Here is a 16980-nt window from a genome sequence, read left to right on the forward strand (position 1 = left end):
AACCTTTTAATTCATCAGTATAACAGGAGTAGGGAAACTAAAATTATCAGGTTATTGTCGATACAACCGGCACAGCTCACAGATGAAGGGACAACAACCGGGGTATTGTAACCAATTCATATTGTTTACCCTGCAAATATCGTATCAATTTCTCCAATTGTAAATAAAATTTATCTACACGCCGGGGGTCCGTACCAATATGCACCAGCAGTATAAATCCGTTCAGGCCCGCAGGGCGCTGGTTTTCAAAGTCTGTAATGGATTTCATGATACTGTCACTGCTGCGGTAGCTTTTCCCCATTTCAGGGTAGGTATAATCTGCCGTGCTGCGCGTGCCGGGGCTGAAATTCACCAGTTGCAGGCCCAGCGCCGCGGTCCATTTCACAATGGAGTCGTTATACCACTCATAGGGCGGCAAAAAATAATGCGGGGCGGGCAGGCCGTGGCGGGCCATGGCCTGGTAATTGAGGGCCAGGTCTTCTTCAAACTGGCGGCGGGTTACCAGCAGGCTGTCCCTTTTTGTCCAGTCGCAGTACAGCAGGTGCCGGCCGGAGTGGCCGGCCAGGTAATGCCCGTCTTTTTTCAGGCGCTGGATGAGGGGCTTGAAAGCCGGGGTATCATAAAATGTGCCCGTCAGGAAAAAAGAGGCGGGCGCCCCGCATTTTTTCAGCACGGCCGCAATATGCCGGCCTCCGTCCGCAAACTCGTGACCGGTGAACACCAGGGCCAGCCGGCGGCGGGTAGTATCTCCCCGGGTAATGGCCGCGGGGGCCTGGCCCAGCCCGGCGGTGGCTTCCTCAAAAATGCCCAGGTCCGGCGCGTGGGGGCGGGGCCGTTGTAACTCGTAGTCGTATACGATGTTGCCCACCTCCCTGAAGAACGGGTACCCTTCTTCCTCGTACTCGTATTTATTATCATTCAGCACCCCGTCCCGGTTCACATAAATACTGCCGCTCAGCATAAATTCCACGTTATGCTTAAAATCCGCAAAGTAAGCCACATCGGTTAAAAACCCGTAGCTCCAGCCGGTCTTATTGAATACCCGCATATAGGGCGGAATTTTGCCCCGGCCGGCCTTGAACCGGAAGAACTTGGTATAGCTGTCAAAAAACTCCGAAGTGTCGTATTTGGGATGTGCGGACTCAAAGGGCAGCGCGGCCATGTACCGGTAGAGGAAACGGTAATCGTCAGGCGTAAGGCCGAAACGCTGCCTGGCGGGTACGGATGCCGGAAATAATACAGACTGCAGCTGCTGCTGCAGGTCTTGCAGGGGGGCATTGTTATGCCGGGTAAAATCCATTGGCCGGTCAATCAGCACATCATCCCGGTCATAGTGTTTTTGCCCTATAAAAACGGGTTTGCCATAGTCGTAGTGCAAGGTGCTCACGGCGGCGGGCTGGGGGTATACGGTATCTGTGCCCTGCACGAAATATACCGGGTTGGTGTGGCGGTTCTCTTCCTCGTTCATGGTCACAAACCGCCGTACAATGCGCATGTCCTTATAGCCCTTTGCCCACAATTTTTCATGAATGGCCTGCTGCCCTATAAACTCGTACAGGCGGTTATAGGCGTCGTTATCACTTACCAGGAATATTTTTTTGATGTACTGCGCTATGGAAGGTAGGCCGTTTTCAGCGGAGGTATCTGTAGTTACGCGGGTTTGCCGGCTGTACGCGCTGTCTGTCAGCATAGGCGTATACTTGTCAATTCCCAGGCTGTTCAGCTTCTCCAGGGCCAGAAAGGCCAGCGGCATTTTAACGGTAGACGCGGGGTTGAAATACGTGTTTTTGTCCAGGTGGTAATAATAGTGCTTGAACACCGGGCGGTTCTGCGCGTCCCGGTTGATGCGGGTGTAAATGAGCTGCACCTGGAAAGAGTCAGGGTGCTGCAATATATGCCGCAATGCCGGCGACGCGTGCCGCTCCAGCAGGTCTTGCAGGAACGCGTCTGTGCGCTGCTGCGCCTTTGCCGCAGCGGTGGCCAGCAGCAGCAGGGATATGAGCCAGGTGCGAGACATGCCTTAAAGCTATAAAAATCCCATGGTTCTCCAAAAGGGCTATATTTGGCCCGTAAACACCAAAACTCAACCGTCAATGAAACTCGTTACCTATATCCGGGAAGATGTAGACCAGCTGGCCATACTGGTAAACGGCCAGTTATATAGCATGCAGGAGCTGCATCCTGACCTGCCCACCACCATGCATATGTTTTTGCAGATGTGGGAGGAGGTGATAGACCTTGCCATACATGTAGACGCGCAGCTGAAAGCCGGGAAGATGCCCAAAATGACCACCTGGGGCGTGCCGTACGAAACCGCGCAGCTGCTGGCGCCCGTACCCTTCCCTACGTCTTGCCGGGACGGCTACGCCTTCCGCCAGCATGTGGCGGCGGCGCGGCGCAACCGCAAAGCGGATATGATACCCGAGTTTGACCAATACCCTATTTTTTATTTCACCAATCATAACGCCATACAAGGCCCCGGCGAAGTATTGTGCATGCCGGACCATTTCCGCAACCTGGATTTTGAGCTGGAAGCGGCCGTGGTGATCTGCAAGCGCGGCCGCAATATTCCCGCCGCGGAAGCAGACGGCTACATTGGCGGGTACATGATCATGAACGATATGAGCGCCCGCGTGCTGCAGCTGGAAGAAATGAAACTCAACCTGGGGCCGGCCAAAGGGAAAGACTTTGCCACCATCACAGGCCCCATGCTGGTAACGCCAGACGAGCTGGAGCCTTACCGCATACCCGCCAAAGACGGCCACACCGGCAATAACTACAACCTCGGCATGCGCTGCCGGGTAAACGGCGTGCAGGTGAGCGAAGGCAATATGGGAGACATGGACTGGACCTTTGCGGAAATTATTGAACGCTGCGCATATGGCGCGGACCTGCTGCCCGGCGATATCATCGGCAGCGGCACGGTAGGTACCGGCTGCTTCCTGGAGCTGAACGGCACCGGCAAGCTCAACGATCCCGATTACCAGGAGCAATGGCTGCAGCCCGGCGATGTGGTGGAGATGGAAATAGACGGCCTGGGGCTGCTCAGCAATACCATTGTAGCGGAAGAAAGCGACTTTTCGATCCTTGCCCAGAAAAAGAACGTATGAGAGTAGTACCCGGTGATGTGAAAACAGCGGAGCTGCACGCCTATCTGCTGGGGGCCATAGCGCCCCGCCCCATTTGTTTTGCCAGCACGGTAGACGCGGCGGGCCGCCCCAACCTCTCTCCCTTCAGTTTTTTTAACGTGTTCGGCTCCAACCCGCCCACGCTTATTTTTTCCCCCTCGCGCCGCGTGCGGGATAATACGGTGAAGCATACGCTGGAGAATATCTACGCCACCAAAGAAGTGGTGATCAACGTGGTGAGCTATGCCATGGTGCAGCAGGCCTCCCTTTCCAGCTGCGAATATCCCCAGGGGGTGAGCGAGTTCGAAAAAGCAGGCTTTACGCCGCTGCCCTCCGAGAAAATAAAACCTTTCAGGGTGCAGGAAAGTCCCGTGCAAATGGAATGCGTGGTGAAGCAGGTGATAGAGACGGGTACCGGCGGCGGCGCGGGCAACCTGGTGATCTGTGAGCCAGTGCTGCTGCACATCAACGAAAGCATCCTGAACGCCCAGGGCCGCATAGACCCGCAGAGAATAGACCTGGTGGCGCGCATGGGCGCGGACTATTATTGCCGGGCATCCGGCAGCGCCGTGTTTGAAGTGGCCAAGCCCAACCTGCAGCTGGGTATTGGGGTGGATGCGCTGCCGCAGGGCATCCGCCACAGCCACATACTCACCGGCAACAACCTGGGTCAGCTGGCCAATGTACACGAAATGCCGGTGATCGATGTTGCCTTCCACGATGACCACCTGAAAAATATCATCCAGTACTACAGCATCAGCCCCGATGAAATGGAGAAAGAACTGCACCGCTACGCCCGGCAATTGCTGGAGCAGGGGAAAGTGGCGGAGGCATGGCAGGTGTTGCTGGCGGGGGTGTGAGGCGGAAGAAACCGTATGAACTGATTTGCCGCGTGCCGGCAGGAAATGAGCACGCATGACAGGGCGCATGTTTGCATGCAACACCCTGCAGTTGCAGCAAAAAGGGCTGACCGCGGATGCCGGCCAGCCCTTTTTGCTGATAAACGATCCTCACTAGCTTTTGTTCCCGAATACCTTCTTCAACAGGTCTGTGGTACGGGCCGCGGGGTTTTGCCGGATGGCCAGCTCTTCTTTGGCTATCTGGTCAAACAGTGCCTGCACGGCCTTTTCCGTCACATATCCCTTCAGGTCAGGATTAATTTTGTTGAAGGTAGTAGGCAGGCCGTTGTATTTGGTGACCAGGTCCCCATAATACCGGGTGGCGCTGGTTTTATTGAGCGCGCTGTCTATCACCGGCGCAAAAGCGCTTTTCAATGACTCCGTGGTTTTGCCCTGGAAATAGTCCGTTGCCGAGCGCTGGCCGCCGCGCAACAGGTTCAGCGCATCTGTAATGGTCATCTGCTTGATGGCATTCACAAAAATGGGCTTGGCAAAACCCACCGCTTCTTCCGCGGCGCGGTTGATCTGGAGAATGGCCTTGTCTACCTGGCTGCCCAGCCCAATGCTGCGCAGGGCGCGTTCAGCTTTCAACGCATCCGGCGGCAGCAGCACTTTATACAGCTCGTTGCCGAAAAACCCGTCTTGTTTGTTGAGCAGGGAAATGCCCGCGCTTACGCCTTTCTCCAGCGCTTCCTTAATACCCATGCCGGCCTCGTTTTCGGTAACGGAACCGGTAGCGGTGGCGCCGCCGGCAGATTTCAATATGCCTGAGGCCTTTTTGAGTATCTGCGCCTGGGTGGTGTGCAGCAGGCATACGCCTGCCAGTAATAACAATGTTCTTTTTAGCATAGTCTGAAAATTCATGAATGGTAGCTGTAAAGGGAATTATTCATGTATGGATAATAACGGTACGTTTGTGTTGAAAGCAATGCGCGACGTGTGGCTCCGTTTGAAGATACTGTCAAACAACCCGTGTTTTTTCGGGATGATGAGCAGCAGGTCCGCGCCTTCTTTTTCCGCAAAACCGGTAATGCCTTCCACCACATTGGGGTGGTCTACAAAATGATATTGCGGGTTGTAATTATGCAGCATATTGTCCAGCTCCTGGTTCTCTTCCGGGTGCATATGCTCTTTGCCTTCTTTCTGTACGTTCAGCACCAGCAGCTCCGGCTTGAACTCGTCCAGCAAACCATGCAGCAGCTCTTTGCGGGTGGTTTTGGCCACCTTCCGGAGGTCGCAGGCAAACACTATTTTTTTCACCGGCCTGAAAACGGCTTCGGTAGGCACTACAATAACGGGGAAGCTGGAATTTTTGACCACATCTACGGTGTTGGAGCCTACCAGTATTTCTTCCAGCTGGCTGCCGCCGGTGATGCCCATTACAATAATGTCCGCCCCTTCTTCCCTGCATACCTGGTCTATATTGGCGGCCAGCAGGTGATTGTCTGCCCGGTGATCTACGGTGATGCCCGCGGGCACTGCCGGCGCCAGCTCCGCCTGCATATGCTGCAGGCCCTCCAGGCTGGAGGCTTTCAGGTCTTCCATGTTCACCATAGGCACGGCGGTAGGCAAGTCCGGGATGGGAACGATCAGTTCATAGGCATGGTACAGCAGCACACGGGTAGCGCCCGTTTGCTGCGCCAGGCCCAGGGCATAGCGGGCCGCGTTATAGGCGGTTGCTGAAAAATCAGTTGGTACAATGATGGTTTTCATGCCTGGGAGATTTTATATAAAGTTACGCAATAACCGCACCAATCGTTGGCATAAAGTCATAAATAAATTATAAAAGATGAATATATACATGGCGCTGCACGGGGCCGTGTTCCGCCGGTATAGACAAATCTGCGCAAATCCGTTATTTTTGCACTCCTTAAAAGGCCGGCGGGGCTGAATCTGCCGGCCGTATATGATAAACACCAATGAGCGTAAATACCCAACAGCAACTCTCCGAACAGGAGATCATCCGCCGGGAAAAACTGCAGGAGCTGCAGAAACTGGGCGTAGACCCGTACCCGGCGCCGGAATACCCCGTGAATGCGTATTCTGCAGACATTAAGGCCGGTTATTCCGAAGAAACGAAAGACCAGTACCAGCAGGTATGCCTGGCAGGCCGCATCATGCAAACGCGAGACATGGGCAAGGCCAACTTTGCCGTGCTGCAAGACAGCAAGGGCCGTATCCAGCTGTACATCAAGCGGGACGAAATTTGTTCCGGTGAAGATAAATCCCTGTATGACGTAGTGTGGAAAAAGCTGACGGACATTGGCGATTTCATAGGCGTTAAAGGTTATGTATTCACTACCAAAACCGGCGAAACCTCCGTACACGTGAAAGAACTGACGGTGCTGGCCAAGGCCCTGCGCCCGCTGCCCGTGGTGAAGGAAAAGGAAGGCGAGACCTTTGACGCGGTAACAGACCCGGAGTTCAAGTACCGCCAGCGGTATGCGGACCTGGTGATCAACCCGGAGGTGAAGGAAGTGTTTAAAAAACGCACCCGCCTCATGCAGACCATCCGTGATTTTTATAACGAAATGGGCTACCTGGAAGTGGAAACCCCCATTTTGCAGGCTATCCCCGGCGGCGCCACCGCCCGTCCCTTCATTACCCATCACAATGCGCTGGATATGCCGCTGTACCTGCGCATTGCCAATGAGCTGTACCTGAAAAGGCTGATCGTGGGCGGGTTTGAAGGCGTGTATGAGTTTGCCAAAGACTTCCGCAACGAAGGCATGGACCGCACGCATAACCCGGAGTTTACCGTAATGGAAATGTATGCCGCCTATAAGGACTATGACTGGATGATGCGTACCACGGAAGCCCTGCTGGAAAAAGTGGCCGTTAACGTGAACGGCAGCACGGACGTGCAGGCCGGCGAGCAGGTGATCAGCTTCAAAGCCCCCTACCGCCGCGTATCCATGTACGATGCCATCAGGGAACACACCGGCATAGACATTACCGGCATGGACGAAGCGCAGTTGCGCGACGTGTGCAAACAACTGGGCATACCCGTAGAAGCCAGTGCCGGCAAGGGCAAGCTGATAGATGAAATTTTCGGGGAGAAATGCGAGCACCACTACGTGCAGCCCACCTTCATCATAGACTACCCGGTAGAAATGAGCCCGCTGACCAAGAAGCACCGCAGCAAAGCCGGCCTGGTAGAGCGTTTTGAGCTGATCGTGAACGGGAAGGAAATTGCCAACGCCTACTCCGAGCTGAATGACCCCATAGACCAGCGCCAGCGCTTTGAAGAGCAGGTGCAGCTGATGGAGCGGGGAGATGACGAGGCCATGTATATCGATTATGATTTCCTGCGCGCGCTGGAATATGGCATGCCGCCCACATCCGGCATCGGCATCGGTATAGACCGCCTGACCATGCTGATGACCAACCAGCCCTCCATCCAGGACGTGCTGTTTTTCCCGCAAATGCGCCCGGAGAAAACCAGCGGCGAAGCATAAACAACTTATTTTTTGAAACCGGAGGCCGGCCATGCAATGGGCCGGCCTTTTTTTGGCAGGTACACACCCGGCCGGGAAAGGCCTGTGGCTGCACCAGGTGTAACCTATACCAGGACTAGACCGTGCCAGGTGGATCTGATGGTCATTCATTTATCTTCTTAGGTTCATCCTGGGGTTTTCTTAGGGTTTTCTTGAGTAATTTTATATCTCAAACCCTAAGAAAACCCCAGGATAACCCTAAATATACCGTAGGATATAGCATCTATCCAAAAATGAGGAAGCAGGGCAAAGCGCCCATTGAACCCTTGCCGGCCTTTCCTGTTAATTACAAAAGCTTTTCTATGAGATTCAACATCCCTACCCAGGCCGCAGTAGTACTTTACGCCCTTATATGGGCCTGTTTCGGTATCAATCACCTCATCAACGCAAAAGAAATAGTGAGTATGGTGCCCGTACCGGGCGGTGTATTCTGGATCTATTTCACAGGAGTAGCCATGTTGCTGGCGGCCATCGCCATTATTTTCAACATACAGGCCAGGCTGGCCGGCTACCTGCTGGCCCTTATGCTGCTGGTATTCATTTTTACGATACATGTGCCGGGCCTTATCAATGGCAACCTGATGGCGCCGGTGAATATCCTGAAAGACCTGGGGCTGCTTTGCGGCGCCATTATCATTGCCAACATCCGGCCTATTCACAAACAGGGCAGTAACTGAATGACTGCCCTGTTTGATTTTCGACCATATCCTGTGAAAAACCAGTGCTAATGTAATCCGATTCTCCATGCCATGGCAGCATGAGTTGCTGCGTTGCGGCTTTAGCGCTATAACCAGCCGGTTTCCGCGGGTAGCCGGCGCCGCCGGTATATTTCATTGCTATATTTGATATTTGATCTTTATTTTCGTTTGCGCTAATCTGCAATCAACCTGTAAAAAATTATGAGAAGTATGTACAGACCACTGCCAACCCTGCTGGCGGGCATTTACCTGCTGGCCGCCCAGCCGGCTTTTTCCCAGGAAAAAAAGGAACTGACCTTTGACCAGGTTTTTACCCGCCCGGTGAACATTACCGAGCCTTTGCCCGTAGTACGCGGCTGGGCGGACAAGGGGCACTATATTGAGACCCGCGCCGGTAAAGCGCTGGCAGTAGATGTAAAAACAGGCGGCGCCACTCCTTACACGCCGCCGCCGGCCACCGGCAGAACGGTAGCGGTAAAAAATAACGATGTATTTGTACAGGAGCCCAACGGCGGAGCGGAAATACGCCTTACCAGTGACAGCGCCCTGGAAAAGAACCCTACTCTTTCGCCAGACGAAAAATATGTGGCCTTTACCCGCAATAACGACCTGTATGCGGTAGAAGTAGCTACCAAAAAAGAGATCAGGTACACTACAGACGGGTCTGACGTGATCTACAACGGCTGGGCCTCCTGGGTGTATTACGAAGAAATACTGGGCCGTGCCTCGCGCTACCGCGCCTTTTGGTGGAGCCCGGACAGCCGCCGGCTGGCATTTATGCGCTTTGACGATTCCAAAGTACCGGTTTTCCCGATCTACAGCGAAGCAGGGCAGCACGGTTTCCTGGAAAACACCCGCTATCCCAAGGCAGGAGATACCAACCCGGAAGTGAAGCTGGGCATGGTGTCCGTTGCCGGCGGCAACATTACCTGGGCCGACTTCAACGCGCAAGACGACCAGTATTTCGGCCAGCCTTTCTGGACGCCTGACGGCAGCGCCCTCTGGGCGCAATGGATGCCCCGTGACCAGAACAACCTCATCATTTACGCCATCAACACCGCCACCGGCGCTAAAAAGCCCATCTACAACGAAACGCAGAAAACATGGATAGACTGGTTCACAGACATCTACTTCCTGGACAATAACAAAGGTTTCATTGTAAAAAGCGATAAATCCGGCTGGGACCATCTCTACCTCCACAATATGGACGGCAGCCTGAAAAAACAGCTCACCAGCGGCAACTGGCGTGTAAAGGCCGTACTGGAGATCAACCAGCGGAAGCAGACCGTTTATTTCACCGCCCGTAAAGAAGCCAGCACGCGGTACGATCTTTACAAGATCAGCATCAATGGCGGTGAACCGCAGCGCCTCACCTTCGGGGAGTTCTCTCACGATGTGAAGCTGGCGCCGGGCGGGGATTATTTTATTACCACCTACAGCAACCTCCGCACCCCTCCGCGCATGGCCCTGCTCAACGAAAAAGGCAAAGTGGTGCGTGAACTGGGCAATGCAAAAGGCGCAGCCTTTGATACCTACAAACTGGCCACCACCGAGTTGAAGACCTATAAAACGCGAGACGGGCTTGAACTGCCGCTCACCATCATCTGGCCGCTGAACATGGAGCCGGGCAAAAAATACCCCGTGCTGATCAGCATTTACGGCGGGCCGGATGCCGGCACGGTATACGATGCCTGGAAACCCAACCTGCTGGCCACACAATGGTATGCACAGGAAGGCCTCATACAGGTGGCCATTGACAACCGCGCCGCCGGCCACCTCGGCAAAGCGGGCATGAATTACATTCACCGCCAGCTGGGCAAATACGAAATAGAAGATTATATGGACGCTACCCGCTGGCTCACCAGCCAGCCCGGTGTAGATGCGGAAAGAGTATGCATTACAGGCGGCAGCTTTGGCGGGTATATGTCATGCATGGCCCTTACCTACGGCGCGGACGTGTTCCCCTATGGCATGGCCAATTTTGCGGTAACAGACTGGAGCCTGTATGACAGCCATTATACCGAACGTTTTATGGATACCCCGCAAGACAACCCGGAAGGTTACAAGATCACCTCCGTGCTCACCCACGCGGCAAAATACAAAGGCCTGCTGCGCATTGTACATGGCACCATGGATGACAATGTACACCTGCAGAACTCCATACAGCTGGTCAACAAGTTCCAGGACCTGGGCAAACACTTTGAGCTGATGCTGTACCCCGGCGAGCGCCACGGCTGGGGCGGCGCCAAGGCCGCGCACCTGCGCAATGAGACCTACCGCTTTGTATACGAAAACCTGCTGCGCAAGCCGTTGCCGGCCGCATTCAAAGGCGCCAATTAAAACATTAGTACCTTATAAAAAGAAAAGGTCACTCCCGCGGGAGTGACCTTTTTTAATGACTTAGGGGCAAAAAAACAGGGCTGCAAGAATACAGCCCCGAAAAATTTTAACCATATCTTTATTGAAAAACCTAGTACAAATTTCAATAATTTAGAAGTAAGCTTAATCCCCAAACTAGTGAACGCTATATTTTTTCTGGTTAACGTAGCGAAAACTGCTTTAAACGATCCATTACTACACGGTTTTTCCCCTTAAAATGGCCTTCAAGATAACTTTATAGCCGCTTCCAGCCTGCTTCCGGCGCACCGTAAAATCATGTTGCAACAACAAATATGATGAATGTTTAGATACGAGGAGATAACCGCGGACAGGGCATTGCAGAGAAGGGTGGAAATGAAAAAAGGCGGTAAGAATACCGCCTTTGTAATAATTTTAACCATATCCTATGAAAAACCTAAGTCAAAGATAAGGTGGTTCATCTGCCGCGCAAGTCCATTTCCGTGAACGTGCTAAAATTGTTCGTGAAGCGCCAAAATCACCTATTTTGCAATTGGATATTGAAATTATTTAAATTATTATTTTTACTACTATGCAATCCTGTAGCCATTTTTAACCGGCCTGTCCGGCTGCAGCAGCACTATTTCCTGCTCATCGCCCACTACACCCAGCACCAGGCACTCCGAAAAGAAATTTGCGATCTGTTTTACGGGAAAGTTAATTACCGCCACCACCTGCCGGCCTACCAGCTCTTCAGGGCTGTAGAGCCTGGTGATCTGCGCGGAAGACCGTTTAATGCCTATTGCGGGGCCAAAATCCACCTCCAGCTGGTAAGCAGGGTTACGGGCCTTCTCAAACACTTTGGCCGTCAGAATAGTGCCGGCATGAATGCGTACCTTCTCAAAATCATTCCATGTAATGGTTTCCATGCTATAAATATTTAATAAAGGGAAATTAGCCAAATTGAGGGGAAATACGGGAAGAGAGGGGGAAAAAAATAGGGCGGTAAGAATACCGCCCTCAATATTTTTAACCATATCCTATGAAAAACCAATACAAAGATAGGCACGTGCCGCACATCTGTACTCCTGTTTTCGCCAAAGGCAGGTTTTATCTCGTAAACGTATTAAATAAAGTACTGTTAACAGCAATTTAACCAGCGGCACCCGCCTGCGGCCCCGGGGAGGGCTACACGTTTTCCGCGGCAGCATCAATGCGTACGCGCCCGGGGTTTGGTTTGCATAATACCGTCAATTTCCTCCAATATGCTGTCTGTCAGCAAAGGGTACACCTCCAGCGCCTTCAGGTTCTCTTTCAGCTGCTCTTCCTTGGTGGCGCCAAGGATGGCGGTAGTTACATCCGGGTTGCGGATGCACCAGGCTACCGCCAGGGTGGCCAGGCTGGTGTTCAGCTGCGCGGCTACCGCCTCCAGCTTTACCACGCGGGCCACATTCTCTTCCAGCAAATTGCGGTTCTTGAGCCATTCAAAACCTTCCAGGCCCAGGCGGGAACCTTCCGGAATGCCTTTGTTATACTTGCCGGTCAGCAGGCCGGAGGCCAGCGGGCTGAAAATGGTGGTGCCCAACCCTACCGTGCGGAAAACATCCAGGTACTCATGCTCCATTTTTTCCCGGCGAAAGAGGTTGTACTCCGGTTGCTCCACTACGGGGCCAATGAGGTTGTATTGCCGGGCTATCATGTGGGCCTCCATAATTTCCGCCGGGCTCCATTCAGACGTGCCCCAGTAAAGAATTTTGCCCTGCTGGATGAGAATGTTCATGGTCCACACCACTTCTTCCATAGGCACGTGCTTGTCTGGCCGGTGGCAAAAAAACAGGTCCAGGTAATCTACCCCCATCCGTTGCAGCGCCTCATGGCAGGCCTCTGTCAGGTGCTTGCGGCTGAGGCCGGTCTGGTTGGGCTTGTTCTGCTCGCCCCGCCAGCCAAAGTACGCCTTGCTGGAAAGGGTGTAAGATGTTCTGTCCCAGTTCTTCTTCTTCAATATCCGGCCCATCATCTTTTCAGATTCGCCCAGGGCGTATATTTCCGCGTTGTCGAAAAAGTTGATACCGTTGTCGTACGCCAGGCCCATGAGCCGGTCAGAAAGCGAATCGTCTATTTGCTTGTGAAAGGTGATCCAGCTGCCGAAAGACAGTACGCTGAGCTGCAGGCCGGATTTACCGAGTCTTCTGTATTCCATGATGTGTTGATTTGATATTGAGGAACCAAAAATAAATATTCATGCTCCCAATAGGAAGCCCTGGAAAATAATACTTTGGCATGGTTGTTGACCATGTAAGTCAGGAAATTTTAGGTTAAAAAATAGGTTAAAGCGCACAAGCCGGTCATATGACCGGCTTGCTGCGTTTATAGCGGAATATGTTTATTCTACAAAACTGCTGTCTGGCGCCATGAAAGAGCCGTGCGCCGTGTGAAACCTTGACCAGGAGAAATCCTGGTTGGCGTCAAAGCCCACGCCGAACAGCGTATCGTAAGGGGTGGAATAGCGGCAGTATTTATCCGTGGTGAACAGGGATTTTTTTGCGTCCCACCGCAGGTCTTTACAATCCAGCCGTTGAATGTTCTTGGGATCTTTAAGGCTGATGAACACTACGCTGTCACGCAGGTACACGTCTTTTTCGCCGTCCATGTACTTGCCGTAATTGGCGGTGAGTATGCTTGAAATAGTGAGGGAATCTGAATAGAACACTACTTTGAGGCCGCGGGGAAATTCCGTATAGGGCGGGTGGGTAGTATGCCTTTCCATGTAAGGCGAAGTGAGGATACCTTTTACGTGGGCCGTTTGGCTCATGATGGTTTCCACGTTATACCCCTGCTCTACGCCCAGCTTGTCTTTATCAAAACGGCGTACAGCGTTCATGTCGTTTTCACAACTACAGCAAACCAGCGCTACGGCCAGGTATGTGAGAAGTTGTTTCAAGGTATTAGTCGTATTTGCTCTTGATGAACCAGCGGTCGCTAAGGGTGAAGCCCAGGGTGAGCCGGTAATAGGTCTCTTTGACAATGTTGATGTCTCCGCGCTGGCCTACTTCAAATGCGGCATTGATCATGGTGAACTGGTTCATGGCCGGCATGATCCTCCTGACGGGGAAACCGGCGCCAATAGAAAAGCCCATGATGTTCATGTCTTTGCTGCCCACTTTTATGTAATCTTTTCCGAAGAAGCCGCCCAGGCGGTAGGCTACCTTGTTCCAGTACCCGGTGAAGGAGCTGGCGTTGGGCACAAACTGGCCGCCTATGCTTACTCTCCAGCTGTCTTGCGTAGAGTCAGGATCGCCAAAGCTGCGGAAGTTGCTGTATTTGGACGTGGTAAAGTCCGCGCCAAAGGTAAATTTATCGGTTTTGGTGAGCATGATGCCCGCACCGATGGTTTGGGGGTATACAATATCACCGTTGGTGCCTCTTTCGTACAGCACAGTGTCTTGCGTATCATACTCGTCTGAGGCGGCGTCGTAATAAAGCGTTTCACGCATCCGCTCGCGGCGGGCGTTGAGCTTTTGCTCCAGGCTGCCGCTTACGCCCAGTGACAGCTCAAGGTCTTTGCCCAGGCTGATGGACTGCTGCAGGCCTACGGAGTAGAAGAAGCTGCTGTAGCTGATGCGGCGGCTGTGTTTGCTGGGCAGAATGCTGGAAGCGGTGGAATACAGCTCTTTGGTGCTGTGCTGCACGTTACCGAACAGGTAGCCGATGTTAGCGCCAATGCTGAAACCGCCAAAGCCTATACCGGTGCCCACATAGGCCTGATAGGTACCCCCGCTGCCCTCGTACTGGTGTACTACGGGTACTTTCAACGTATCGAAATAGGTCTTTTCCTCAGATTCCGCAATGTTGTAGGCCACCCTTGTCATAGGGCGGAGGCCAATGTTCAGGCCCCATTTTTTGCCGAGGGGCATGCCCAGCTGCAGGTAGCTCAGCGTGCCGAAACCGGACCGGGAGCTGATATCCGCGCCAGCCAGCCGGCGTACGCCGCCGTTAAGGCCCACATCGAATGTAACCAGTTGCAGGTTGGAGTAACTGGCCGGGTTCAGGAAGTTGATGGACTGGGCGTCTGAATAAGCCTGCGCAACCCCTCCCATACCCAGATTGACGGCATTTTCGGAACGCGAAAGCTCGCCTAAACCAAAGCGAGAGTACGGAGAATTATCCTGGGCCGCAGCATTTTTTGCCGATAGCACAATAACGCCTAACAGGCAAAAGAAGCTAGCTTTTGTCCAATACATTGAGTTCTGCAATTGAGTTTAAACCTTTATACATTAAATATGGGCTTGCAAATATCTTATTTTTAAGGCGGGAAGCAAAAAAAACCAAATTCCCCCCTGTTAAAAGCACGTTAAAGTTCCTGTAGCGGCGGGCGTACGCTGTTATCATGCCTTCCACTTCAGCCACGGCCCCTTCCTGCACGCCGCTCAGTATGCTCTGGCGGGTGTTGTACCCTACAAAGGCATATTGGGTGGATGGCTCCACCAGGGGCAATTTATCCGTAAAGGCATGCAGCGCTTTGAAACGCATGTCTATGCCGGGGCTGATGCCCCCGCCCATGAACTGGCCGGATTTATGCAAAAAATTGTAGGTAATGGCGGAACCGGCGCCTATAATGAGGCTGTGCCGGCCGGGAAACTGGCGCCAGGCCCCCGCGGCCAGGGCAATGCGGTCTACCCCCAGCGTTTCCGGCTTTTCGTAGGCCAGGCCAATGGGCAGCGGCGTGGTATGGTGCAGCCGGGTAAAGGCAGTATGGGCGGCCAGCAGGGTTTCCAGCTCCCGCGGGTGGTCTACCACGGAAGATAAAATAGCCGCCACCGGCCGGAATTGCTCCAGCGCGCCGCGCACTTCGTCCAGCAATCCGGTGGCTGAAAAAAACAGTTCCTGCTGCAATTCCCCGTTCAGCATCACCCCGCATTTCAGGCGGGAGTTACCCAGGTCCAGGCAAAAAATCGGGCCTATCATGGCGCCAAGTTAAAAATTATCCACGGATAAATTCCTGAAGTGGCCGTTGAGCTTCACCCGGTCTTTCAGCCGCTCCATTTCCATCATCATGGGGATCACCTTGGTGAGGTGGCGCTTCAGGTACTCCAGGCGCTGCAGCTCCTGGAAAAGATGCAGCAGCTCATATTCCTCCTGGAGGGAAAGGCCGGCATGGTGGGCTATGTCATAAGCATGCAGGTGCTCGTCTGCCCGGGGAAAAGATTTGCTCACCTGCAATATCTGGTGCAGCTCCCTCACCGCCGTGAGCACCTGCTTCTGCAGGTTGCGGCTGGTACGCTGGTGGTTTTCAGGATAGTTCACAATAGCGCCCGCGTACAGCTTGTCAGGCACCTCGCGGATGATCTCCAGGATGCGGAACACCCTGAGGCCCTTCGTTTTAATATCCATCTCCCCGTTGTCATACTGCTTTTCCACGGCCGTTATTTCTACCAGCGTGCCGAACTCGTTCACCTTTTTGTCTATCACCGCGGGAATACCAAAGGGCTTCTGGTGTTGGATGCATTCGGATACCAGTTGTTTGTACCGCGGCTCAAAAATGTGAAGGTTCAGCTGCTCACCCGGGTAAACAACTATGCCGAGGGGAAATATGGGTATGAAATTGGTCATGGTACCTGTAACAATACAATGAAAATACACATCTAAACTAAAGATTTTATATATATCTTGCCGCAGAATTTTCAGCAGCGCAACGCGAAAACCTACAACTACAACAACTGTTACATGGATATCAACCGTCGCTTCGTCATCGAACGCCTTATACGGAAAATCAACGCCCATACCTATCTGGAAATCGGAGTATTTAAGGGCTACAATTTTTTCCCGATCAGGGCGCCCCGCAAAATTGCCGTAGATCCCTATTTCAAAATGAAATGGTATAAAAAGATCTGGATGCATATAAAACAGCCCGCCAATATCTGGGAAAGCCGCTTTTTTGAAAAGGAAAGCGACCGTTTCTTCCGCGAGAACGCGGAAAAGGTATTTGCGGAAAAAGCCCTGCAGGTGAGCCTGGTAGATGGCATGCATGAATATGGTTATGCGCTGCGCGATGTGGAAAACTGCCTGCAATACCTGGAAGAGGGCGGCGTCATTGTGATGCATGACTGCAACCCGGTAACCCCGGAACATGCGGGCACTTTTGAAGAGTGGAAAGCGGCCAGGTTCACCGGTAAATGGAACGGTGACGTATGGAAGTCAATTGTTCACCTGCGTAGCACCCGGGATGATATTAACGTATTTGTACTGGACTGTGACGAAGGGCTGGGTATCATTACCAAAGGCGCCCCGGAGAAAAAACTGCCCTATTCACCGGAGCAGATCCGGCATATGGGGTACAACGACCTGGAACAAAACCGCGAAGCCTTGCTGAACCTGAAGCCGGCGAATTATTTTTTTGATTATTTTAATATCCCGAATTAAG

The 16980-nt window shown here is 52.9% G+C and carries 15 protein-coding genes; 6 read left to right on the forward strand and 9 right to left on the reverse strand.

Annotated features, from left to right (window positions below; all coding sequences use genetic code 11):
- Window positions 1–76 precede the first annotated feature (76 nt).
- On the reverse strand, window positions 77–2017 hold the full coding sequence (locus D3A97_RS06020) for a serine hydrolase (RefSeq protein WP_119077489.1): 1941 nt from the start codon (window positions 2015–2017) through the stop codon (window positions 77–79).
- A gap of 76 nt (window positions 2018–2093) precedes the next feature.
- On the opposite strand from D3A97_RS06020, the gene D3A97_RS06025 reads away from it, so the two are divergent.
- Both D3A97_RS06025 and D3A97_RS06030 read left to right on the forward strand, forming a co-directional pair.
- Window positions 2094–3110, forward strand: a complete 1017-nt coding sequence (locus D3A97_RS06025; RefSeq protein WP_119077490.1) for a fumarylacetoacetate hydrolase family protein — start codon at window positions 2094–2096, stop codon at window positions 3108–3110.
- Window positions 3107–3988, forward strand: a complete 882-nt coding sequence (locus D3A97_RS06030) for a flavin reductase family protein (RefSeq protein ID WP_119077491.1) — start codon at window positions 3107–3109, stop codon at window positions 3986–3988. Before D3A97_RS06025 ends, D3A97_RS06030 begins: the two co-directional genes overlap by 4 nt.
- A 153-nt stretch (window positions 3989–4141) precedes the next feature.
- Here the strand turns inward: D3A97_RS06030 and D3A97_RS06035 are convergent, their stop codons facing one another.
- Window positions 4142–4876, reverse strand: coding sequence for a DUF4197 domain-containing protein (locus tag D3A97_RS06035; RefSeq protein ID WP_119077492.1), 735 nt, complete (start codon window positions 4874–4876; stop codon window positions 4142–4144).
- 36 nt (window positions 4877–4912) lie between these two features.
- Entirely contained in the window at window positions 4913–5740 is an 828-nt protein-coding gene (locus D3A97_RS06040; protein ID WP_119077493.1) for a universal stress protein, read from the reverse strand.
- 206 nt (window positions 5741–5946) lie between these two features.
- Between D3A97_RS06040 and lysS the strand changes: the two genes are divergently transcribed.
- The 3 genes from lysS (at window position 5947) to D3A97_RS06055 (ending at window position 10562) form a co-directional block, all read left to right on the forward strand.
- A complete protein-coding gene (gene lysS / locus D3A97_RS06045; RefSeq protein ID WP_119077494.1) occupies window positions 5947–7485 on the forward strand; it encodes a lysine--tRNA ligase in 1539 nt (512 codons plus the stop codon).
- Between the two features lie 341 nt (window positions 7486–7826).
- Complete coding sequence (locus D3A97_RS06050) at window positions 7827–8201, forward strand: DoxX family protein (protein ID WP_119078454.1); 375 nt, start codon at window positions 7827–7829, stop codon at window positions 8199–8201.
- A 231-nt stretch (window positions 8202–8432) separates the two neighbouring features.
- Window positions 8433–10562: a S9 family peptidase gene (locus D3A97_RS06055; protein WP_119077495.1), complete on the forward strand. Its 2130-nt coding sequence runs from the start codon at window positions 8433–8435 to the stop codon at window positions 10560–10562.
- Between the two features lie 587 nt (window positions 10563–11149).
- On the opposite strand, the gene D3A97_RS06060 is transcribed toward D3A97_RS06055, so the two are convergent.
- From D3A97_RS06060 to D3A97_RS06085, 6 genes are all read right to left on the reverse strand, one after another.
- Window positions 11150–11488, reverse strand: a complete 339-nt coding sequence (locus tag D3A97_RS06060; RefSeq protein ID WP_119077496.1) for a tRNA-binding protein — start codon at window positions 11486–11488, stop codon at window positions 11150–11152.
- A 281-nt stretch (window positions 11489–11769) separates the two neighbouring features.
- Entirely contained in the window at window positions 11770–12759 is a 990-nt protein-coding gene (locus tag D3A97_RS06065) for an aldo/keto reductase (protein ID WP_119077497.1), read from the reverse strand.
- A 183-nt stretch (window positions 12760–12942) separates the two neighbouring features.
- Window positions 12943–13500, reverse strand: coding sequence for an LPS export ABC transporter periplasmic protein LptC (gene lptC, locus D3A97_RS06070; RefSeq protein WP_157986371.1), 558 nt, complete (start codon window positions 13498–13500; stop codon window positions 12943–12945).
- 4 nt (window positions 13501–13504) lie between these two features.
- Window positions 13505–14800, reverse strand: a complete 1296-nt coding sequence (gene bamG, locus D3A97_RS06075) for a BamG family beta-barrel-assembly machinery protein (RefSeq protein WP_498365907.1) — start codon at window positions 14798–14800, stop codon at window positions 13505–13507.
- Complete coding sequence (locus tag D3A97_RS06080; protein WP_119077500.1) at window positions 14781–15524, reverse strand: type III pantothenate kinase; 744 nt, start codon at window positions 15522–15524, stop codon at window positions 14781–14783. The genes bamG and D3A97_RS06080 overlap by 20 nt, the downstream gene beginning before the upstream one ends.
- 9 nt (window positions 15525–15533) lie before the next feature.
- Window positions 15534–16169: an LON peptidase substrate-binding domain-containing protein gene (locus tag D3A97_RS06085; RefSeq protein WP_119077501.1), complete on the reverse strand. Its 636-nt coding sequence runs from the start codon at window positions 16167–16169 to the stop codon at window positions 15534–15536.
- 114 nt (window positions 16170–16283) lie between these two features.
- Between D3A97_RS06085 and D3A97_RS06090 the strand changes: the two genes are divergently transcribed.
- Window positions 16284–16979, forward strand: coding sequence for a class I SAM-dependent methyltransferase (locus D3A97_RS06090; protein WP_198673879.1), 696 nt, complete (start codon window positions 16284–16286; stop codon window positions 16977–16979).
- The last annotated feature ends 1 nt before the right edge of the window (window position 16980 follow it).

It is taken from the genome of Chitinophaga alhagiae, assembly GCF_003568665.1.
Classification (GTDB): domain Bacteria; phylum Bacteroidota; class Bacteroidia; order Chitinophagales; family Chitinophagaceae; genus Chitinophaga; species Chitinophaga alhagiae.